Below are 20,721 nucleotides of genomic sequence, written 5' to 3' on the forward strand. Positions count from 1 at the left end.
GGGCGGATGGACAAGGAACTCGAGAAACACCTTGTTCGCTTCCGGAGCCTGCCGATGCCGGTCCGCGTCGTCTATGGGCGACCGCGGACTTTCGTCGCACTCGCTGTCGGTATGGCCGTATTCTTCCTGTTGCCTGACACACGTCGACTGGCGACACGTCTCATCGTCGGCTGGGATGTCTTCGCCGCACTGTATCTCGTACTTGCCTACATCATGATGCTGCGCTGCGACGTTGGCCATATAAGGCGCAGCGCGGTGTTGCAGGATGACGGCCGCTTCCTGATCCTGTTGGTGACCGCGTTCGGCGCCCTCGCAAGCCTTGGCGCGATCGTGTTCGAGCTCGGCGCCTCGAAAGGCAATCCGGCCGGGCTGATCCTGGCGACAGTGACGATCGCATTATCATGGGCGCTGGTGCATACCGCCTTTGCGCTGCACTACGCCCATGATTTCTATCGCAGCAAAAAGCCCGGCGGCCTGCAGTTTCCAAGCGGCGAAGCGCACGGGGATGCGGATTACTGGGATTTCGTCTACTTCTCGTTCGTGATCGGCATGACCGCGCAGGTTTCCGACGTCGGCATTACCGACAAGGTCATTCGCCGCACCGCGATCGTGCACGGCATCATCTCGTTCGTGTTCAACACCGCGCTGCTGGCCTTAATGGTGAATATCGCAGCGAGCGTGATCTGATCGCTGGCGTCACGGCCTTGAAGCGGGACCCGGCCCCCTCTGCAGTCAGGACAGAGAAGAGTCGGGGCCAAGCGTGTCTGCGGCTACGGGCACACACCCGACATGATGGCTTGGTATGAGTTGCAACCCACCGCACGTTCGTGGCCGGTAAGCGGACGCCCTGTCGATGACAGCCCTGGACCAGTCGGCGCGCGAGAACGCGTGACAATAACTTGTTTTGGTTCTGGAGCTTGCCTTGCCTCCGGAACGCGCCTTGGTTCCGGCCTATCGCGCTTGGCGACCGGTTTCCTGGCGCTGCGCTTCTCGCATTCATTGTCGTTGTTAAGGAACGAGCCCTCAGCGCAGGTGATCTTGGTACAGCGCTCGCCCTCGGCCTTGAAGCCGTGCTCGCAGACCAGCGGGCATACGCGCGCCGATTTCAGCTTGATCGTATCGAGCGTATCGACGCTGGCGACCCTGGTGTCGAGCTTGGTTCCGGCGTAGCGGTTGAACAGGGTCAGCGACCGCTGCGAGGCGCTATTCCAGTTGCCGTCGGCATTGCCGGTCAGGCAGCCGACGCGGCGCAGTTCGGCCTGCACCGATTTTGTGACGTCGGCCTGCGGCGTGCCGGCCGTGAGGGCAGCAACGTTTACGGCTTTGTCCTTCTCCGCAGGTGCTGGAGCCGACGCCTTGTCGGCGGCTGCGCTTTCGGCGGCGACGCGCTTCTGCTCGGCCGCGGCCGCCTGCTCCTGCGCCACCTGCTTGGCCTTTTCAGCCGCGATGCGCGCCTGCTCGGCAGCCTTGGCTTCCGCCGCGGCCTTTGCCTGCTGCGACTTCTGGGCGCCCTCGGCGGCAAGCCGCGCCCGCTCCTGCTCGGCCAGCCGCGCCTTCTCGGTCGCCGCAACGCGCGCCTCCTCGGCCGCGATCTTGTCGAGCTGAAGTTTTGCGAGGCTCGAATAGAAGCCGTCGGGATATTGCGCAAGGAAGGCGTTGAGCGCGCTCTTGTTGCCGATCTGTAGCGCCAGTTCGTAGTCGCGGCGGGCTTCGGCCTGCGCGCTCAGGGCTGGCGCAGCGGTCGCCGGCGCCGCGCGCGGTGCCGGCACCAGCGGCACGTCTTCACCGCCCAGCGAACCATACACAAAGGGTTCCTGCCGATTGTTGGTGGTCTTGAGCACCTCGTCGCGGACAAAGCCGAACGCGCGGCGCACGTCGAGCCCGGGCTTGGTCAAATGATTCGATAGCGCCGCCGTGAACGGGCTGTTCTGGCCGTCACCGTCGGCCGCCGTCGAACCGGCCTTGGCCGAATACGCGATCAGGACGTTCGGACTGGTCGGCTCGACCTTGGCAAGCCCCTGCCCGATCGCACGCGACGCGACGGTACGCTTCATGGTGCGGGCAAACGGATTGTCGCGGCAGGCGTCGAGAATCACGAGTCGCAGCTTCTTGGCCGGCTCGATTGCAATCAGGATGCGATCGAGCGAGAGGCCCTCGTCATAAATGTCGGTATCGCGTTCCAGCCGCGCATCGACGGGAATCAGGTAGTTCGCGCCGTCAACTTCGATCCCGTGGCCGGCGTAATAGACCACGGCGATATCGGCATCGCGCGCGCGATCGGCGAAGTCGCGCAGCGCGCGACGGGTTTCGGCCGCCGGCAAGTCGCGGCGGGAATCGACGACGTCGAAGCCAGCGTCCTTCAGCGTCGCCGCGATTTTGGAACTGTCGTTAACCGGGTTGGTGAGCGGTGCGACATTCTGGTAGGCGGAGTTGCCGAGGATCAGCGCGACGCGCTTCTCGGCAAAGGCCGGCTCGCTCACCAGCAGGAAGGCGGCGGCTGCAAGTGCCCATCGGCACAATTTTAGCGATCCAGACATCATCATGACTCCTCCGGAGTCTCGTACTTTTTTACCACACCGGTCTGCCTATCAGAAGCGAGACCACCGCTTTGTGAGTTAAGTCACGAACCACGCAGACGTGAATCGGCCCCCTCGCTATATCCTTAGTCAGGCGAACAGGCCCGCAGGTTCGGTCACCGCCTTTGCCGTTTCCACCGGGGTTCCCGGCGCAGCCCCGCGGGACAGGCGCATTCTTCGGCAACGATGCGAGCGTTCACCTTTTCTCAATAGCGCAATCCGCCGGTCCATGGCTAAATTCGCCTCGAATGATTTCTGTCTTGCCCGGGAGGAAAGCCGTGAGCCCAGACCGATCGACTGTCGAAGCCGTGGTGCAGACCTATTTCGATGGCCTCTATGAGGGCGATGCCGACAAGCTCGGCGCGATCTTTGACAGAAGCGCCGATTTGCGCTGGCTGGAGAAGGGCGAGTTGCAGGTGCTGACCGTGCCGGACTGGCTCGACCGGGTACGCAAGCGGCCCTCCGCCAAGGCTGAAGGAAAGCCGCGCGAGGATTTCATCGTGACGATTGATCGCTCGGATGATCAGACCGCCTTCATCAAGGTGCGCTGCCAGTTGCCGCCGCGCTATTTCACCGACTATCTGGTAGCGATGAAGCTGCGCGACGGCTGGAAGATCGTCTCGAAATCCTATCGCTACGATCTGCGTGAGTAATATCTACTCAAGCCCCCGACGCGCGCGCGGCCAGGAAGATCGCCGATCCTGGCGCCGATCACAATTGGCATGCCCACCAGTTTGCTCCACGGCAATGCTCCCGTCCGCTTCGCCTGCCGACGCCGGGGCGCGGTCTGATGCGCTCTCATAGTTTTGTCAGGAACGATTTCAAAACGCATCGCCCTTCGTTCGTGAGCGCGCGCCCTGCGCATTGACCTCGCGGTTTTTCCCTGCGAAGGGGGCGATCATGGAAGCCAAATTTCAGATCTTTTTGATCCTGCTCGCGGTGCTGGCAGGCACCGCATTGCTGGCGCGGCGAATCAACGTCGCCCCGGCCATCCTGCTGCTGCTCGCCGGCATCGCGCTGGCCTTCGTGCCGGGCATGCCGACGGTAGAATTGCCGCCCGAGCTGGTGCTGCTGGTGTTTCTGCCGCCGCTGATCTATTCGGCGAGCGTCGCCATGAGCTGGCGCGAATTCAAATACAATCTCCGTCCGATCATCCTGCTGTCGGTCGGCTGCGTGATCTTCACCGCCTTCGCGGTCGCGGCCGCAACACACTATCTGATCGGGCTGCCCTGGGGCGTCGGCTTCCTGCTGGGAGCGATCGTCGCGCCGCCCGATGTGGTGGCGCCGCTGGCGATTGCCCGCAAGCTCGGCATGCCGCGCCGCATTCTTGTCGTACTCGAGGGCGAGGGACTGGCCAACGACGCTACCGCGCTGATCCTCTATCGGTTCGCGGTGGCAGCGATTTCGACCGGCTTGTTCTCGCTGCCGAATGCCACCGGTACCTTCGCCGTCATCGTGATCGGCGAAATCCTGTTCGGCCTCGCGGTCGGCTGGCTGTCATTGCGCGCACGGCACCGCGCGCGGGACCCGCAGGTCGAGATCACGCTGTCGCTGATCACGCCCTACCTCGCCTACTGGATCCCCGAACATCTCGGCGGCTCCGGCGTGATCGCGACCGTGGCCTGCGGCCTCTACATCAGTTGGAACGGCCCGCTGTTGATTTCATCCGCCACGCGCCTGCAGGGCATCTTCTTCTGGGACCTCGTGATCTATCTGGTCGAGGGGCTATTGTTCCTTCTGACGGGATTCCAGATGCGGCTCCTATTCGAGAAATCGAAGGCATTTCCGCTGCAGGATATCCTGCTCGCAACCGCGCTGGTCGCCGTCATCGTCATCGTCGCGCGCTTTGCCTGGGTCTACCCGGCAACCTATCTGCCGCGGCTCCTCAGCAAGCGGACCCGCGAGCGTGACCCGGCGCCATCCTGGCAGGCCGCGTTCGTGGTCGCCTTTACCGGCGTACGCGGCGCGGTGTCGCTGGCCGCGGCGCTGGCCCTGCCGTTCGCTCTACCGAGCGGCGAGGCGTTTCCTTACCGCGACATGATCCTGTTCATTGCCTTCGGCGTTATCTTTATCACGCTGGTGGGATTGGGGCTCGGATTATCGCCGGTGGCACGATGGCTCGGCGTCACCAGGGATGGCCGTACCGAGCACCTGGCGGAGCATGAAGCCGAGATCGCGGCGCGGCGCGAAGCGCTCCATGCAGCGCTCAAATCGCTCGACGTCATTACCGACGACCGCGAACTCTCCGATGAAGTCGTCAAGCTGCTGCGCGCACGGCACGAGATACGCACGAGCCAGCTTCCCAATTCACTTGAACCCGACGCACACGACGCTACGGCTGCGGGCGCCGAACTGACGCTGGAATTGATTGGAGCCGAGCGGAAATTCATCCATGCCCTGCTCCGCGACGGCAAGATTACAGACGAAACCAGGCGACGGATCGAACGCGACCTCGACCTGGAGGAAGCCAGTTTGAGCAATCGGGAGCATCGGAAGCTCACGTTGTGATCATTGCGCAGCACTCCCCTCGTCATTGCGAGGAGCGAAGCAACGAAGCAATCCAGACTTAGGTTTGTTGAGCGACACTGGATTGCTTCGCTTTGCTCGCAATGACGCGGAAAAGCTGTACCTACTCCGCTGCCGCGTTCCGCCCCGGCCCGACATAGCCGGCGGCATCGCCGAACCGCTCGATCATGACAGCGGTGAGGTCCTTGGCTTTGCTGGTGACGCAGGCGCCGGAGCGCACGGCATAGCGGTCCTGATGCTTCAGATGCGGCGGCGCCTCGCCCTTCTGCAGCGCCCGGGCGGCGTCCATCACGAGCTTGCGGAAATGCATGATGCCGAGGTCGGTCGGGCCGAGATGTTCGCGCGTGCGGTCGGCGATCGGGCCCTGGCTGTCCTGGACGGCAGCGTCCTGCTCGGACACGCCCTTGATGCCGGTGTAGCTATGGGTCTTCTGCAGCTTGCGATCGATCAGGTAGTCGTTCCACTTATTGCGCAGCGGCACATAATTCTCGTCGACTTCCGCAATGACGCCGTTGCCGCGATCGTAGGCCTCACGTTCGGCATCCGTAATCGGCCGTTCCGGATTCCAGGCATAGGTGTAAATCCAGCAATTTGTATCGGTGACCGGCACAAAGCTCTGACCAAAGATGTTCTCGCCCGGCATCGCGCTCGGCGCATAGGCATGCACCGGCATCAGGAACTGAGCGATGCGCCAGTAGATATTATCGCTGCCGGTGAGACGTCCGCCGGCGATCGTCAGCCCGGCCTCATGGGGGTTGATCTTGATGACGGGTCGCGGGTCCTCGGCGATCCAGCGCATGTGGTCGGTCGCCACCCGCGTCAGCGGGTTCACAAAGTGCTTCTTGATGTCGAGGATCTCGTTCTCTTCCTTCTCGAAGGAGAGATGCGCGAAGGTAAAATGCGCAGTGTCGATTGAGCCTTCCAATGCCTGCACCCAGTTGCAGTCCTGCCATTTCTTCGAGACGTAGCGATGCGAGGGCGGCACCAGCGCCATTTCCAGATCGGGCAATTCAGGCATCTGGTTCGCCGGGCCCATATAGGCCCAGATCATCTCGCCCCATTCGCGCACCGGATAGGACTTGATGCGGATCAGATCTTTCGCGTTCAGGTCGGGATAGGAGGTCGGCATGTCGACGCAGGCACCCGAGGTGTCGAACTTCCAGCCGTGATAGACGCAGCGGATGCCGCACTCCTCGTTGCGGCCAAGCCAGAGATTGGCGCCGCGATGCGGGCAATATTGATCGATGACGCCGACGACGCCGTTTGTGTCGCGGAAGGCGAGCAGTTGCTCGCCCATCACGACGATCTTTTTCGGCGGACCGTCGGCCTCAGGCAGTTCTTCCGAGAGCAGCACCGGAATCCAGAAGCGGCGCAACAGTTCGCCCATGCCGGTCCCTGCACCGCTCTCGGTGAGGAATTTGTTGTCTTCTGCGCGGAGCATGGGGCGACTCCCGATGTTGTTCTTGCTTTTGCGGAAGATGGCGCGAGTAGCCGATAACGTCAACGTCCGTCCTGCTCACGTGTCCCGGACGCAGCGCGGCACGAAGTGACGCGCTGCAGAGCCGGGACCCATTGTGGATGCAAACCGTGGGCCCCGGCTCTGCAGTGCATCGCTGCGCGATGCACTGCGTCCGGGGCACGACACGCAGCTCTACACCGGCCTCTCCCCCTTCACCGTCACCCGCGTGCCCGACCGCGTGTGCGGCCAGTAGTCCCACATCGCGCGATGCTGGGCGCAGCGGTTGTCCCAGAACGCAATGGCGTTTTCCGTCCAGCGGAAGCGGCATTGGAACAGCGGGTTCTCCGCGTGCTGGTAGAGATAGGCCAGCATGGCATCGCTCTCGTCGCGCGGGATGCCTATGATGTGGCGGGTGAAGCCGCGATTGACGTAGAGCGCCTTCTTAGCGGTGACGGGATGCGTGCGCACCACGGGGTGCTCGGCACGAGGATATTCCACCCGGTCGGCGACGCCATAGTTGGCGTAGAGCCCGCGATAGGTCTGCTCGCCGTCGTGCAATGCGGTCAGCCCGTCGAGATAGGTCTTCATCCGGTCCGACAGCGCCTCATAGGCGGCGTACATGTTGGCAAACAGCGTGTCGCCGCCACTCGGCGGGCATTGCTTGATGTAGAGGATCGATCCCATCGGCGGCTCGACGTCGCAGGACACGTCGCTGTGCCAGCCTTCGCCATTGGCGCGCGGTGAATTCTTATCGGCATAGATCTTCATCAGCGCCGGGTCGCCCTCATTGGGCGCCGCCGGATGCACGTGCAACTCACCGAACTTGCGGCCGAAGGCGAGATGCTGTTGCGGGGTGATATGCTGGTCGCGAAAGAAGATGACGAGGTTCTCGGCGAGCGCGCGATGGATTTCGTCCATCTGCCGGTTGGAGCGCGCATCGTCGGATACGAGCTTGCCGATATCGACGCCGGAGATTTCCGCGCCGATGATCGGCGTGAGTTTCTCGACCGCAATGGTCTCGTAGGGTTGGGCTTCGTCGGCGATATGCCGGTAGCGCGGTCCCTGCTTGCCGGACAGCGATGACATGGGCGTCTCTCCGATGGCTGTTATTTTCAACCATCGTAGCCCGGATAGAGCGAAGCGCAATCCGGGGATCAAGCTATCAGCTTGCACGAAAGTCCCGGGTTTCGCGGAGCCTGTCATCGGGCGCGCATTCGCGCGACCCGTTGGCTACACCCGGGCTACGATCTACTCCGCCGCGGTCACCGTGCTCTCGGGCGTCTTGTTGCCCTTGCCATAGCGCTGGTCGATATAATCGATCACCAGCGCCTTGAAGTCGGCGGCAATCGTGGGTCCGCGCAGGGTGCGGAACTTCTTGCCGTCGACAAACACGGGCGCGGCCGGCGCTTCGCCGGTGCCGGGCAGGGAGATGCCGATGTTGGCGTGCTTGGACTCGCCGGGGCCGTTGACGATGCAGCCCATCACCGCGACGTTAAGCTGCTCGACGCCGTGATATTGCGTTTTCCAGCCCGGCATTTCCTCGCGGATGAAATCCTGGATCGAGCGCGCCAGTTCCTGGAACGTGGTCGAGGTGGTGCGGCCGCAGCCGGGACATGCCGCGACCAGCGGCACAAAAGTGCGGAAGCCCATCGTCTGCAGCAATTCCTGCGCGACCTGAACTTCCAGCGTTCGGTCGCCGCCGGGCTCAGGCGTGAGCGAAATGCGGATGGTGTCGCCGATGCCGTCTTGCAGCAGGATGCCGAGCGCGGCGGATGAAGCCACGATGCCCTTCGATCCCATGCCGGCTTCGGTCAGGCCGAGGTGGATGGCGTAATCCGAGCGGCGCGCCAGCTCCTGATAGACCGCGATCAGGTCCTGCACGGCGGAAACCTTGGCCGACAGGATCATGCGATTCTTGGGCATGCCGAGTTCTTGGGCGCGGGCGGCCGACAGCAACGCCGACTGCACCATGGCCTCGCGCGTCACCGCGCGCGCATCGCGCGGGTTCGGCGAAGCGGTGTTCTCGTCCATCAGCTTGGTCAGCAATTCCTGGTCGAGCGAACCCCAATTGGCGCCGATGCGGACCGGCTTGTTGTTCTTGTTGGCGATCTCGATGATGTCGGCGAATTGCGTGTCGCGCTTGTTCTTGAAGCCGACATTGCCGGGATTGATGCGGTACTTGTCGAGCGCTTCGGCGCAGGCCGGATATTCGGCGAGCAGCTTGTGGCCGATATAGTGGAAATCGCCGATCAGGGGCGTGGTGATGCCGCGCTTGCGCAGGCCGTCGCGGATGTGCGGAACGGCGGCAGCAGCTTCCTCGCGGTCCACCGTGATGCGCACCATTTCCGATCCGGCGCGCGATAGCGCCGCGACCTGCGCGATTGTGCCTTCGACATCGGCGGTGTCGGTGTTGGTCATCGACTGCACGACGATCGGTGCACCCCCACCGACGGCAACATTGCCGACCATGACTTGGGTGGTTTTGTGCCGGCCGCGGGGGCCAGCGACGTCGTCTTGCGGGATTATTTCGGGCTTGTTCATGGGGCCTCGAATATCAGGTTTTGGTGACATGTACCAAGGGGGCGGCGAAGGCAGTGTGCGCCTTGTCACATAGCGTACTTTTATCTTGTATGTTCAGTAGCTTAGGCCAGCCGCAGCCGCCGAAAGCAGGGCAAAAGACCTCGTCTTCCGTTAACCGATATATTGGACAGGAATCGCCGAATTGAAAGGGCAGGCGTGCGCCAGACCGCCTTTCCATAGTCCGACGCGAGCCCTAGCATTCGGCCAGAATAACGGGAGGGCGACAATGTCGGGGCGTAACGAGCTCATCTCTACTGCGGAACTCACAGATATTCTCGGCCAAGGCGACCTGCGGCTGTTCGACTGCACCACCTATCTCGAACCCGCGCCCGAAGGCAGCAGCCAGCCCTATCTCACCGTACCCGGACGGCACACGTTCGAGGCCGGGCATATTCCCGGTGCGGATTTTCTCGATCTGCAGGGCGAGTTCTCCGATCCCAATACCGAGCTGCGCTTCATGATGCCCGATGTCGCGCAGCTCGAGCAGGCGTTCGGCCGTCACGGCGTATCCAATGAAAACCAGGTCGTGCTGTACAGCGTCGGCACGCCAATGTGGGCGACGCGGTTCTGGTGGATGCTCAAATCGCTCGGCTTCGAGAAAGTCGCGGTGCTCGACGGCGGTCTCGACAAATGGAAGCTCGAAGGCCGCCCGCTCGAAACCGGCCCCGCGAGCGGATATTCGCCAGCGACCTTCACGGCGAAGCCGAGGGGCGGATTTTTCGTCGACAAACACGAGACGCTCGCGGCCTCCTCGGAGCGCAATACGGTCGTCGTCAACGCGCTCGGCCCGCAGTTTCACCAGGGCCTCGAGCCAAGCCGCTACGGCCGACCCGGCCGCATACCCGGCAGTTGCAACCTATCGGCCGCGACGCTGCTCGATCCCAAGACCAAGGCCTTCGTGCCGCTGGCGGAGGCGGAAGCCAAATTCAAGGCCCAGGGCATCACCAATGATAAGCGCGTGGTCGCCTATTGCGGCGGCGGCATTTCGGCGACGATCGACCTGTTCCTGCTCTACCAGCTCGGTTACGACAATCTCACCCTTTACGATGGCTCGATGGGTGAATGGGCCAAGGATGCGTCGCTGCCGATCGAGACGGGGTAGAACGTAGACCCGCGCTCTTTCCACGTCATTGCGAGGAGCGACAGCGACGAAGCAATCCACGTCTCCGCTTGCGGCGCGATGGATTGCTTCGCTTCGCTCGCAATGACGAGTGTCGCGGCCACTACGCTGGCACGTTCGGATCCGGCACCACCTTCGGATCCGGCTTGTTCACGAGATAGAGCCCCGCGATGACCAGCAGCGCCGCAACACCGAACGCAATCGTCAGCGTATCGTGCAGGATGAAATAGGCGGCGACGACGCCGAACAGCGGCGTGACGAAGGTGAACGACGACAGTTTGCTGGCTGAATAGGTCTTCACCAGCGCGAACCACAGCACGAAGGTGCAGCCCACCACCCAGATCGCCTGATAAGCCAACAGCGAAATCGACAGCGCGCTCGGCATGTGGGTGATCTTTTCGCCGAACAGCAGGGATGCACAGCCCAGGATCGGAATCGATACGGCCACCTGATAGCCAAGGGCTTTTTCCGGAGCCGCGTTACGAAGTTTCGTGCCCTTGGCGATCAGCGTGGTCGCGCCCCATAGCGCGCCGCCGCCGACCACCAGCAGGTCGCCGAGCAACACTTTTGCATCGACATTTGCCTGCGGCACGCCGATTGCCAGCGCGACACCGGCAAAGCTCAGGCCCAGCCCACCCCATTGCATCATGCTCAGGCGCTCGCCAAGAAACTGGTAGGAGCCGAGCGCGACGAAGAACGGCGCGGTGTACAGGAACACGGCGGCGCGCGACGCCGATGTGAACACCAGTCCGCTGAAGATCAGCACGAACTCTACCCCGAACAACATGCCGGCCAGCAGCCCGGGGACGAGCGAGCCGTCGCGCTCGAAGAATTTTACGCCGCGCAGCCACCCGGCGAACAGCATGACCGGCAAGGCGCCGGCGGAGCGGATCAATGCCTGCAGCATCGGCGGAATATCGGGCAGCGCGAGCTTGACTGCGATCTGGTTGAACCCCCAGCTCAGGCAGAGCATCAGCATCAAGGCGATGGCACCCGGCGTGAGCGCACGCCCGGCGGAAGATTCTACTGGCTTGGACGACATTAGCCCTCGTGGCCGGCCTGGCGCCGTGTTCTCGTTATTTCTGGCAATGGGCGCAGGTGCCGGCGATCTCGACGACGGAGAGCTTTGGCGCGAATCCGGATGCGCGCGCCGCCGCATTGAGGCTTTGCGCCACGGGGGCTGCGGGAATTTCACCGACCGAGCCGCAGCGCTCGCAGATCAAAAACGCCACCATCGAGGTCTCGTCATGATCATGCGCGCAGGCAAGGAACGCATTGCGGCTCTCGATGCGGTGGACGAGGCCGTTCTCCATCAGGAAATCGAGCGCGCGGTAGACCGTGATCGGCGCTGGCCGCGGCATCGATTTGGCGAGCTCGTCGATCACCTCATAGGCCCCGAGCGGGCGATGGCTCGACAGTAGCGCCTGCAGCACCTGACGCCGAATCGGGGTAAATTTCTGCGCCCGCCGCGCGCAAACCTGTTCGGCATGCGCGATCGCTTCCGCAGTGCAGCGGCCGTGATCGTGGTCGGGCGCAGGAAATGTTGGCTTTGTCAGGCTCATATTCACCTTTGTACCAGTTTGAGGGCCAATCCTAAAGCCCGCGCACGCTTTGGTTCCCAGCCATGTGCTGGAAGCGGATCAGGCCATTATTAACTCGGCGTGCGGAATTCATAAGCAAGCTTATCATATCGCAAGCTTATGGAGGCTGGCTATGCGCGGTTCCGTGGACATGAATTTCCTGTTTACGCTTGGCGAGGTGCAACGGATGGTGCGCGCCTATGCCGACCGGCAGGCGGCGCGCTACGGCATCACCCGCGCGCAATGGGCGGTACTGGCCAAGGTCGAGCGCGCCGAGGGGCTCAAGCAGTCTGAACTTGCCGAACAGATGGAGATGCAGCCGATCACGCTGACGCGGCTGATCGACAAGCTCTGCGACAATGGCTGGATCGAACGGCGCGGCGACGAGAATGACCGCCGCGTCAATCGCCTGTATCTGCGCAAGGCCGCGCGGCCGCTGCTCGGCAAGCTCGCCGGGCTTCGCTCCGAACTGACGGCGACCGCGCTCGAGGGCATCAATCCCACCGATGCCCACCGCCTGCTCGACCAACTCGACCTGATCAAGGAGAACGTTCGCAGCGCGATCCAGAATCCGGCGAACGAGCCTCCGCGAAAGGAGCAGCGCTATGGCTGATCCCGTGCTCAAATTCCCGCCCGAGCAGAAGGGCGCTCCCGCGACGCCGTCACGGCCGAAACTCGCGGCCGAGCCGCGCCGCCGGCTGATGGCCGGCATGCGGCGCTACCGCCGCTTCCTGTTGTTGGTGGTGTTGCCGCTGGCTGCGCTGGTCACCGGCGTGACGTTCTATCTCAACGGCGGCCGCTACGTGACCACCGACGACGCCTATGTCGGCGCGCAGAAGGTTCTGATCACGCCCGACATATCAGGCAAGATCGAGAAGGTCGTGGTGAAGGAAGGCCAGCAGGTCAATCCAGGCGACGTGTTGTTCGAAATCGATCCCGTCCCCTTTCGCCTAGCCGTGGCGCAGGCCAAGGCCAACCTCGCGCAGGCCAAGGTCACCTATGACAATCTGATCGCCGATCTCAAGATCTACAGCCAGATGAGCGAGCTGTCGCAGCAGGGCATGGACCTGAAGCGGCGTGACGTGGAGCGCAAGTCGGCGCTGGTGAAGAACAATTTCGGCTCGCAGCTCGATCTCGATAACGCGTCGACCGCCCTCGTCACCGCGAGCGCGCAGTATCAGTTGCTGCAGCAGAAGATCGCGACCGCCAAAGCCCAACTGCTCGGCAATCCCGATCTGCCGCTCGAGGAATTTCCGCCCTATGCCCAGGCCAAGGCCGCGCTCGACCAGGCCCAGCGCAATCTCGACCACAGCGTGATGCGCGCGCCGATGGCCGGCATTGCGACGCAGGTCGAGCAGATCCAGCTCGGCCGCTTTGTCACCGCCGGCACGCCGGTGTTCAGCATCATCGACACCGCGAATCCGTGGGTCGACGCCAATCCGAAGGAATCCGATTTCACCTATGTCGCGGTCGGCCAGTCGGTCACACTGGAGGTCGATGCCTTTCCCAACCACCCGTTCAAGGGCACGGTCGGCTCGCTCTCGCCCGGCACGGGTGCGCAATTCGCGATCTTGCCGCCGCAGAACGCGTCGGGCAATTTCGTCAAGGTGGTGCAGCGCGTTCCGGTGCGGATCTATTTCGATAAGAACGACAAATTCGTCCGCAAGCTGAAGGCCGGCATGAGCGTCTACGCCACCATCGACACCAACCATCGCCGCTCGCTGTCAGCCCTGCTCGGCCTGTCGCCAGCGACGGCGAACCAGGACCACGATTAGCGCGATGGCGACACCGGGCCAGCCATCGGCATCCGTTCCCGGCCTGCGCCGGAACATGGTGACGATCTGCGCCATGACGGCGACCATCATGCAGGCGCTGGACACGACGATCGCCAACGTCGCGCTGCCCTACATGCAAGGAACGCTGTCGGCGTCGCAGGACCAGATCAACTGGGTGCTGACGTCCTATATCGTTGCCGCCGCGATCATGACCGCGCCGGTCGGGTGGATCGCCAACCGCTTCGGCAGCAAGCGCATCTTCATCATCTGCTCGGCCGGCTTCACCATTGCTTCCGTGATGTGCGGATTGGCGCAGGACATCGGCCAGATGGTGGTGTTTCGTCTGCTGCAAGGCGTGTTCGGCGCGGCGCTGGTGCCGCTGTCGCAGGCCGTAATGCTCGATTCCTATGCGCTGCACGAACGCGCCAAAGCAATGGCGATCTGGGGTATGGGCGTGATGATGGGCCCGATCATGGGCCCGTCGCTCGGCGCCTGGCTGACCGAAACCTATTCCTGGCACTGGGTGTTCTTCGTCAACCTGCCGTTCGGCATTGTCACCGTGCTGGGCCTCGCCATCTTCATGGACGAAACCAAGAAGGACATCGAGCTGCGCTTCGACTGGTTCGGCTTCACAGCGCTGGCGGTCGCCATCGGTGCGCTGCAGCTCGCGCTCGACCGCGGCGAGCAGCTCGGCTGGCTGGAATCCAACGAGATCATAGCCGAGTTCATCATCGCCGGCATCGGCTTCTATTATTTCCTGGCGCATTCGCTAACGACGCAACATCCGTTCATCCAGTTCGCGCTGTTCAAAGACAAGAATTTCGTCGCCGGCTGCGTGTTCATGGCCGTGATGGGGCTGGTGCTGTTTTCCACTATGGCCCTTTCCTCGCCGTTCCTGCAGAACGTGATCGGCTATCCCATCATCACCGCCGGGCTTCTGCTGGCGAGCCGCGGCTGCGGCACGTTCGTGGCGATGATGCTGGTCGGCCGCATGATGAACCATATCGAGGCACGAACGCTGATCGTCTCAGGCCTCGGCATCACCTGCCTGTCGCTGTTCTACATGACCGGCTGGACCGACCAGACCGGCGCCACCGAGATTGTGATCATCAGCGTGGTGCAGGGCTTTGGCTTCGGATTGGTGTTCGTGCCGCTCTCCACCGTGGCGTTTTTGACGCTGCCCAATCATCTGCGCACCGACGGCACCTCGATGCTGACCTTGATGCGCAATGTCGCCAGCTCGATCGGGATCTCGCTCGTGATTTCGCAACTGACGCAAGGCACGCGCTACACCTACGCGGTGCTGTCGGAGCACATCAACCCGTTCAATCACGCCCTGCAGATGCCGGGCGTGCGCGACATGATCGATCTCGCCACTGACAAGGGCCGCGCCATGGCCGACATGATGGTCAAGGTGCAGGCGCAGATCATCGCGTTTTCGTATGACTATCAGCTCGTGATGATCTTCACCGCCTGCGCCATCCCGCTCGCCATCATGATCGGCTCGACCAAGGCGACGCTGCGCAAGCAGTCGATCGCGCCGGATCATGCGGTGATGGAGTAGGCCGCCGGCTCGCGGTTTTCGTTACGGCCGCGTCGGTATCGAAAGTGCGTCAAGCCGCGCGTAGCTCGCCTCCATACCATCTTCCATGCCGGTCGCCAGCATCGTAGCGCGCGTCTGAGCATCGGGCAGCGTCATCCGCATGGTCATTAATGTGCCGGTGCCGTCGGGTGAAAAATTTGTTTCGACATGATTGTCCGGTGTCGGGTCGGGCAGATGCATCCGTTCGACGTGTACGAGCCGGCTGAACGGCACCACCTCGATAAATTCACCGGTCAGGTAGAAGCCACCACCTTTGCCGTCGCTCCATTCGTAGCGAATCTTGCCGCCCGGGCGCGCCTCGTTGATGCAGACCGGCATCGTCCAGCCTTCCGGACCAAGCAGCCATTTCTGGATCAGCGCGGGTTCGGTGTGCGCGCGAAACACCGCCTCCGGCGTGGCGGCAAAGCGCCTGGTAACCACGACGTGGGTGTCGCCTTCGGTCTTCAGCGTCAACTTACTCATGGGATTACCTTTCACTCCTGGGTTTTCATTTCGGCCAGCACATCGTCCAACCGGTTGTAACTCGCGCTCAGGGTCTGGCGCAGCATCCCGAGCCATTGGTCGATCTCGGCAATGGCCGTCGGCGCCAGCCGGCACGGCCGCTTCGTGCCTTCGACCCGGCGGAGAATGAGACCTGCGCCCTCGAGCACCTTGAGATGTCGGGATATTGCGGGCTGCGTCATCTCGAACGGCTCGGCCAACTCCATGACGGTGGCCTCGCCCAACGCGAGGCGGGCAAGGATCGCCCGGCGTGTTGGGTCCGCCAGCGCGGAAAAGGCGGCGTCGAGGTTTGACATCGTCCATCTCGGATCAGTTATATAAATGATATGTTATATAACCGATCGATTATTGTCAAGCCGAGGCGACGACGCCGAAGGCGGCCATGCCGCGCATCGAGCTCGGAAGATGCCTTAGTATTGACTAAGCCGATGTCGCGTTAGGGCGATGACCCGCCCTGCTTGGCCTGCAGGCTCAACCACATGCCACCGAGCGACAGCGCGCCGCCGATCAGATGGATCATGGTCGGCGCCTCCCCAAGAAACAGGATCGACAGCACCGCGCTCACAATCGGTCCGAGATAAAGGCTCAGCGACGTCGACACCGCGCCGAATTTCGCGCCGAGATAAGCATAGGCCGAATAGGCAAAAAGACCGGGGACCAGTCCTGCGAAGAGATAGACCAGCGCCGCCCGCCCGCTGAACGCAGCGGCAGGCGCCGACCACATTTCATGGATGGCGAACGGCAGCGAGAACAGCGCGCCCGCTGCGGCGAACAGACCGATCCGCGCCAGAAAGCTCACACCGCTGCCGACACGGTTCTGCAGCAGGGTGTAGCCCGCCCAGCCCAGCATCGCCATCAGTGCGAGGAGATCGCCGGTCACCACGCCGGCGCCAATGGTGGCCTGTCCCTTGGTAATGATCAGCGCCGCGCCCACCAGCGACAGCAGCATGCCGATAATCTGATTTCGATGGATCGATTCCTGGCCCGATACGAAAGAGAACAACAGGACCGCAAGCGGCGACAGCGCCATGATCAGCGCCAGGTTGATTGCCGACGTCGTAACGCCAGCGACATAGACTGGGCCGCCGCATACGAACATGCCGAGAAAGCCAGCCGCCACGATGCCGAGCGTCTGCCCCTGCAACAGGCCGGGCTTCTCCCGCAATGCCATCACAATGGCCGGCAAGAGGCCGAGCGCGACGATGCTCCAGCGGAAGAAGGCGATCGAGAACGGCGGCACGGTTCCGGCAACACCACGCGCCAGGATCATGTTGGAGACCTGGGCGGTCGCAACCAGCAGAAAGCCGAGCAGGCCCAACACTTCGCGCGTCCTGTTGGCGGCTTCCTCGGATGGTTCGCTCATGCCGGATCCATTATCTGCGAAACCGAGGCGACATTCTTCACGCCGTATCTGCTTGCCATCACGGCGTCGAACGCATTCTGGATTACGTCGGCCGGCGGCTTCAATCCGGTAAACAATTCAAACGCGTCCGCGGCCTGATAGATGGCAAGTTCGCGCCCAGTCATGAGCCTCGCGCCTCTTGCCTTTGCTGCAGTCAGGAGCGGCGTCCATAGCGGCGTATAGACCGCATCGGCCACCCACAAACCGCGATTCAACAGCGCTTCCGGCACGGCCATGCCGCAGTCCGGCAGCATGCCGATAGGCGTTGCGTTGACCACGCCAGCGACGGCTTGCAGCGCGTCCGCGATGTCATCGGCAACCCGCGCTTCCAGACGGTCGCGCAATTGCGTCGCCAACCGTTCGGCCTTGGCGCGATCGGCATCGAAAATGCTGATTCCGACCACGCCGAGACTCGCGAGCGCGAATGCGATCGCCTTGCCGACGCCGCCGGCGCCGATCAGCGCGACCGCTCCGCGATTGGAAGCAGCGACCAGATCGGCGATAGCCCGCTCGAAGCCCGTGGTGTCTGTGTTATGTCCGATCAGCCGTCCATCGCGCACGACAACGGTATTCACCGCGCCGATGTCACGCGCCCGCGCCGACATTTCATCGAGCAATGGAACCACGGCTTCTTTGTATGGAAACGTGACGTTCACGCCGGCAAAGCCAAGGCGTCTTACACCGTCGAGCAACGCGCGCAAGCCGGCTGCATCGGCGCCCGCGACCTCAATCAATTGATAGTGGCAGCGAACGCCCAACGCGTCGCCGGCCTGCTCATGCATTGCCGGCGCCGCGGACTGCGCGATCGGCGCACCGATCAACCCGGTCAGAAATTTTTCGCGGGTCGGGGATTGAACCATCAGCGCCATGTCCTGCGGCAATTGAAGACATCGGCGCAAGCTTCCGCGCCAACGCCGATCAGACGTCGAAGAACACCGTCTCGTTGTCGCCCTGCAGATGTACGTCGAAACGATAGCTCGCATTGCCGCTGCCCGGCTGGCGCGTCGCGATCAGCGTGGAGCGGCGCTCGGCCGGCACCAGCGCCAGCACCGGATCGGCGGCATTGGCGGCCTCACCGTCGAAATAAATTCGCGTGTAGTTATGCAGGAGCATGCCGCGTGCGAACACCGCAAGCAGGATATGCGGCGCCTGCGGCTTGCCGTCGGGATCGGGCACGATGCCCGGCTTGATGGTGTCAAACGCGTAGCCGCCTTTGGCATCGGTGCCGATGCGGCCGAACCCTTTGAACGACGAATTCGGCGGCGCGCGCTTGTCCTGCGGGTCACTGAACCTGCCCTGCGCGTCCGCCTGCCAGATCTCCAGCATGCAATCCGGCAGCGGCACGCCGTCGCCGTCGAATACCGTTCCCTCGACGCGAATGCGTTCGCCTGAGGTGTCCGGCGTCACCAGATTGTTGTTGAACGCGTCGTTCCAGTCGTATTTGCCGTTCGGCGTCAGGCCATAGGCGAAGTACGGACCGACGGTCTGCGACGGGGTGATGCCGTCCGGCTTGGTCTGTGGCACTATTTGTTCTCCATCGGCGTGGCGTTGCGCCCGCGCAGCACAATGTTGAAGCGGTAGCACAGCGCCCAATCCGGCTTGGTGTTCTCCAGATCGAATGACGAGATCATCCGGTTGCGCGCCTTCTCGTCGGTGACCGAATTGAAGATCGGATCGAACGGGAACAGCGGATCGCCCGGGAAATACATTTGCGTCACCAGGCGAGAGACGAAGGAGTGCCCGAATACCGAGAAATGGATGTGGGCGGGCCGCCAAGCATTGTGGTGATTGCCCCAGGGATAGGCGCCGGGCTTGATGGTGATGAAGCGGTAATAGCCCTGCGCGTCCGTTTGCGCGCGGCCGGCGCCGGTGAAATTCGGATCGAGCGGCGCGGGATGCTGGTCGACGACGTGGACATAGCGGCCGCAGGAATTGGCCTGCCACAGTTCGACCAGCGTGTTCGGCACGCCGCGACCGTCTTCATCGAGCACATGGCCATGCACGATGATGCGCTCGCCGATCGGCTCGCCCTTGCCGTGAACCGTGAGGTCGTGATCGTTCTCGCGCACCGTCTCGTGGCCATAGACCGGTCCGGTCAATTCCGACAGCGTATGCCGCATCGGGATCAGCGGCTTGGACGGCGAGCGCTTGACCGTGCTCTTGTAGGCGGGAGACAGCCGCGGCGGATGGGCCGCGAGACTTTGCACTGGATAGACCAATGTCATGACGAACTCCTCCCTCGCATCGCACTCCCAGCGTAAAATTGCTTTGCAATTTTGTCGCTGAGCCGCATCGCGGATCATTATATGACATAACTAATTTGGGAAAGAGCGATTTTTCGCCCTCCCAAATCATTGTCTTAATTGACCTTCTCGATCGCGACCGCAACGCCTTGGCCGACGCCGACGCACATGGTTGCCAAGGCAAGCTTCCCGCCTCGCTTCTCCATACCGTGCACCGCCGTCAGCGCTAGCCGCGCGCCGCTCATGCCGAGCGGATGGCCGAGCGCGATCGCGCCGCCATGCGGGTTGACTAACTCGGCATCGTCCTTGACGCCCAGTTGCCGCAAGCAGGCTATGCCCTGGGAAGCGAAGGCTTCATTGAGCTCGATCAAATCGAAGTCAGAGATCTTGATGCCGAGCCGCTCCATCAGCTTCTTCGTTGCCGGCACCGGGCCGATGCCCATGATGCGCGGCGGCACGGCGGCTGATGCGAGGCCGAGGATGCGCGCCCGCGGCGTCAGCCCGTGCTTCTTTACCGCGGCTTCGGAGGCGAGGATCATCGCCGCCGCGCCGTCATTGACGCCAGAGGCATTGCCCGCCGTCACCGTGCCGGGATTGCGCACGATCGGCTTCAGTTTTGCCAATCCTTCGAGCGTGGTTTCGGGACGCGGATGCTCATCCTTGTCGACGGTGATCGGGCCGGCCTTGCCACCGGGCACCTGGATCGGCGTGATTTCCTCGGCGAAATAGCCCGAGGCGATCGCCGCCCCCGCGCGCTGCTGCGAGCGGATTGCCATCGCATCCTGGTCGGCGCGCGACACCTGGAATTCCTCGGCGACGTTCTCGCCGGTCTCCGGCATCGCATCGACGCCATACTGCGCCTTCAACACGGGATTGATGAAGCGCCAGCCGATGGTGGTGTCGTAAATCTCGGCTGAGCGCGCAAACGCTTCAGGTGCCTTGCCCATCACGAACGGCGCCCGCGTCATTGATTCCACACCGCCGGCAATCGCAAAATCGATTTCGCCTGATCGAATCGCCCGCCCCGCGGCGCCGACCGCATCAAGGCCCGACGCACACAGGCGATTGAGCGTCTGGCCCGGAACCGATTCCGGCATGCCCGCCAGCAGCAGCGCCATGCGCGCCACGTTGCGGTTGTCCTCGCCGGCCTGGTTGGCGCAACCGAAAAACACCTCATCCACCTGGGTCCAGTCGAGGTTGGGATGCTTCGCCATCAGCGCCTTGATCGGGGCTGCGGCCAGATCGTCGGCACGCACCTTGGCGAGCGAGCCGCCGAAACGGCCGATCGGGGTCCGGACGGCATCGCAAATGAATACATCACGCATAGAATCTCTCCCTGAATGCCGTGCCTTAGGC

At 62.9% G+C, this 20,721-nt stretch carries 20 protein-coding genes; 7 read left to right on the forward strand and 13 right to left on the reverse strand.

Annotation, left to right across the window (positions count from 1 at the left end):
• Nucleotides 1–6: 6 nt before the first annotated feature.
• Nucleotides 7–687, forward strand: coding sequence for a DUF1345 domain-containing protein (locus tag RX328_RS42585; protein WP_213253419.1), 681 nt, complete (start codon nucleotides 7–9; stop codon nucleotides 685–687).
• 83 nt (nucleotides 688–770) lie between these two features.
• On the opposite strand, the gene RX328_RS42590 is transcribed toward RX328_RS42585, so the two are convergent.
• Entirely contained in the window at nucleotides 771–2,537 is a 1,767-nt protein-coding gene (locus RX328_RS42590) for a caspase domain-containing protein (protein ID WP_213253420.1), read from the reverse strand.
• A gap of 317 nt (nucleotides 2,538–2,854) precedes the next feature.
• Between RX328_RS42590 and RX328_RS42595 the strand changes: the two genes are divergently transcribed.
• Both RX328_RS42595 and RX328_RS42600 read left to right on the forward strand, forming a co-directional pair.
• Nucleotides 2,855–3,229, forward strand: a complete 375-nt coding sequence (locus RX328_RS42595) for a nuclear transport factor 2 family protein (protein WP_213253421.1) — start codon at nucleotides 2,855–2,857, stop codon at nucleotides 3,227–3,229.
• A gap of 247 nt (nucleotides 3,230–3,476) precedes the next feature.
• The gene (locus RX328_RS42600; RefSeq protein ID WP_213253422.1) at nucleotides 3,477–5,084 is read left to right on the forward strand and encodes a Na+/H+ antiporter; all 1,608 of its coding nucleotides are present in this window, start codon (nucleotides 3,477–3,479) and stop codon (nucleotides 5,082–5,084) included.
• A gap of 121 nt (nucleotides 5,085–5,205) precedes the next feature.
• On the opposite strand, the gene RX328_RS42605 is transcribed toward RX328_RS42600, so the two are convergent.
• The 3 genes from RX328_RS42605 to ispG all read right to left on the reverse strand — a co-directional run bounded on the left by RX328_RS42605 (nucleotide 5,206) and on the right by ispG (nucleotide 9,102).
• Nucleotides 5,206–6,543: a Rieske 2Fe-2S domain-containing protein gene (locus RX328_RS42605; RefSeq protein WP_213253423.1), complete on the reverse strand. Its 1,338-nt coding sequence runs from the start codon at nucleotides 6,541–6,543 to the stop codon at nucleotides 5,206–5,208.
• Between the two features lie 210 nt (nucleotides 6,544–6,753).
• The gene (locus RX328_RS42610; protein WP_213253424.1) at nucleotides 6,754–7,647 is read right to left on the reverse strand and encodes a TauD/TfdA dioxygenase family protein; all 894 of its coding nucleotides are present in this window, start codon (nucleotides 7,645–7,647) and stop codon (nucleotides 6,754–6,756) included.
• 162 nt (nucleotides 7,648–7,809) lie between these two features.
• Nucleotides 7,810–9,102, reverse strand: a complete 1,293-nt coding sequence (gene ispG, locus RX328_RS42615) for a flavodoxin-dependent (E)-4-hydroxy-3-methylbut-2-enyl-diphosphate synthase (RefSeq protein WP_213253425.1) — start codon at nucleotides 9,100–9,102, stop codon at nucleotides 7,810–7,812.
• 265 nt (nucleotides 9,103–9,367) lie between these two features.
• Here ispG and RX328_RS42620 point away from each other — a divergent pair, with 265 nt between their 5' ends.
• On the forward strand, nucleotides 9,368–10,243 hold the full coding sequence (locus RX328_RS42620) for a sulfurtransferase (protein WP_213253426.1): 876 nt from the start codon (nucleotides 9,368–9,370) through the stop codon (nucleotides 10,241–10,243).
• Between the two features lie 121 nt (nucleotides 10,244–10,364).
• On the opposite strand, the gene RX328_RS42625 is transcribed toward RX328_RS42620, so the two are convergent.
• Entirely contained in the window at nucleotides 10,365–11,303 is a 939-nt protein-coding gene (locus tag RX328_RS42625; RefSeq protein ID WP_213253427.1) for a DMT family transporter, read from the reverse strand.
• Between the two features lie 34 nt (nucleotides 11,304–11,337).
• Nucleotides 11,338–11,823 (reverse strand): Fur family transcriptional regulator, encoded by a 486-nt coding sequence (locus tag RX328_RS42630; RefSeq protein WP_213253428.1) that lies wholly within the window; start codon nucleotides 11,821–11,823, stop codon nucleotides 11,338–11,340.
• A gap of 151 nt (nucleotides 11,824–11,974) precedes the next feature.
• Here RX328_RS42630 and RX328_RS42635 point away from each other — a divergent pair, with 151 nt between their 5' ends.
• From RX328_RS42635 to RX328_RS42645, 3 genes are read left to right on the forward strand one after another with little or no spacing between them, the layout of a single operon-like run.
• Nucleotides 11,975–12,454 carry a MarR family winged helix-turn-helix transcriptional regulator gene (locus RX328_RS42635; protein WP_213253429.1) on the forward strand — a complete coding sequence of 160 codons (480 nt, stop codon included), beginning with the start codon at nucleotides 11,975–11,977 and terminating at the stop codon, nucleotides 12,452–12,454.
• Nucleotides 12,447–13,616, forward strand: a complete 1,170-nt coding sequence (locus tag RX328_RS42640) for an HlyD family secretion protein (protein ID WP_213253430.1) — start codon at nucleotides 12,447–12,449, stop codon at nucleotides 13,614–13,616. Before RX328_RS42635 ends, RX328_RS42640 begins: the two co-directional genes overlap by 8 nt.
• 4 nt (nucleotides 13,617–13,620) lie before the next feature.
• Nucleotides 13,621–15,180 (forward strand): MDR family MFS transporter, encoded by a 1,560-nt coding sequence (locus RX328_RS42645; protein WP_213253431.1) that lies wholly within the window; start codon nucleotides 13,621–13,623, stop codon nucleotides 15,178–15,180.
• A gap of 21 nt (nucleotides 15,181–15,201) precedes the next feature.
• Here RX328_RS42645 and RX328_RS42650 read toward each other — a convergent pair whose 3' ends face one another.
• The 7 genes from RX328_RS42650 to pcaF all read right to left on the reverse strand — a co-directional run bounded on the left by RX328_RS42650 (nucleotide 15,202) and on the right by pcaF (nucleotide 20,690).
• Nucleotides 15,202–15,681: an SRPBCC domain-containing protein gene (locus tag RX328_RS42650; protein WP_213253432.1), complete on the reverse strand. Its 480-nt coding sequence runs from the start codon at nucleotides 15,679–15,681 to the stop codon at nucleotides 15,202–15,204.
• An 11-nt stretch (nucleotides 15,682–15,692) separates the two neighbouring features.
• The gene (locus RX328_RS42655) at nucleotides 15,693–16,016 is read right to left on the reverse strand and encodes an ArsR/SmtB family transcription factor (RefSeq protein ID WP_213253433.1); all 324 of its coding nucleotides are present in this window, start codon (nucleotides 16,014–16,016) and stop codon (nucleotides 15,693–15,695) included.
• A 140-nt stretch (nucleotides 16,017–16,156) separates the two neighbouring features.
• Entirely contained in the window at nucleotides 16,157–17,083 is a 927-nt protein-coding gene (locus tag RX328_RS42660; protein WP_213253434.1) for a DMT family transporter, read from the reverse strand.
• Nucleotides 17,080–17,982, reverse strand: a complete 903-nt coding sequence (locus RX328_RS42665; RefSeq protein ID WP_213253435.1) for a shikimate dehydrogenase — start codon at nucleotides 17,980–17,982, stop codon at nucleotides 17,080–17,082. Before RX328_RS42665 ends, RX328_RS42660 begins: the two co-directional genes overlap by 4 nt.
• A gap of 58 nt (nucleotides 17,983–18,040) precedes the next feature.
• Entirely contained in the window at nucleotides 18,041–18,646 is a 606-nt protein-coding gene (gene pcaG, locus RX328_RS42670) for a protocatechuate 3,4-dioxygenase subunit alpha (RefSeq protein WP_213253436.1), read from the reverse strand.
• Complete coding sequence (gene pcaH, locus RX328_RS42675) at nucleotides 18,646–19,347, reverse strand: protocatechuate 3,4-dioxygenase subunit beta (protein ID WP_213253437.1); 702 nt, start codon at nucleotides 19,345–19,347, stop codon at nucleotides 18,646–18,648. Before pcaH ends, pcaG begins: the two co-directional genes overlap by 1 nt.
• A gap of 134 nt (nucleotides 19,348–19,481) precedes the next feature.
• Entirely contained in the window at nucleotides 19,482–20,690 is a 1,209-nt protein-coding gene (pcaF, locus tag RX328_RS42680) for a 3-oxoadipyl-CoA thiolase (protein ID WP_213253438.1), read from the reverse strand.
• Nucleotides 20,691–20,721 lie beyond the last annotated feature (31 nt).

Origin of the sequence: Bradyrhizobium sp. sBnM-33 (assembly GCF_032917945.1) — a bacterium.
In the GTDB taxonomy this organism is placed as follows: domain Bacteria; phylum Pseudomonadota; class Alphaproteobacteria; order Rhizobiales; family Xanthobacteraceae; genus Bradyrhizobium.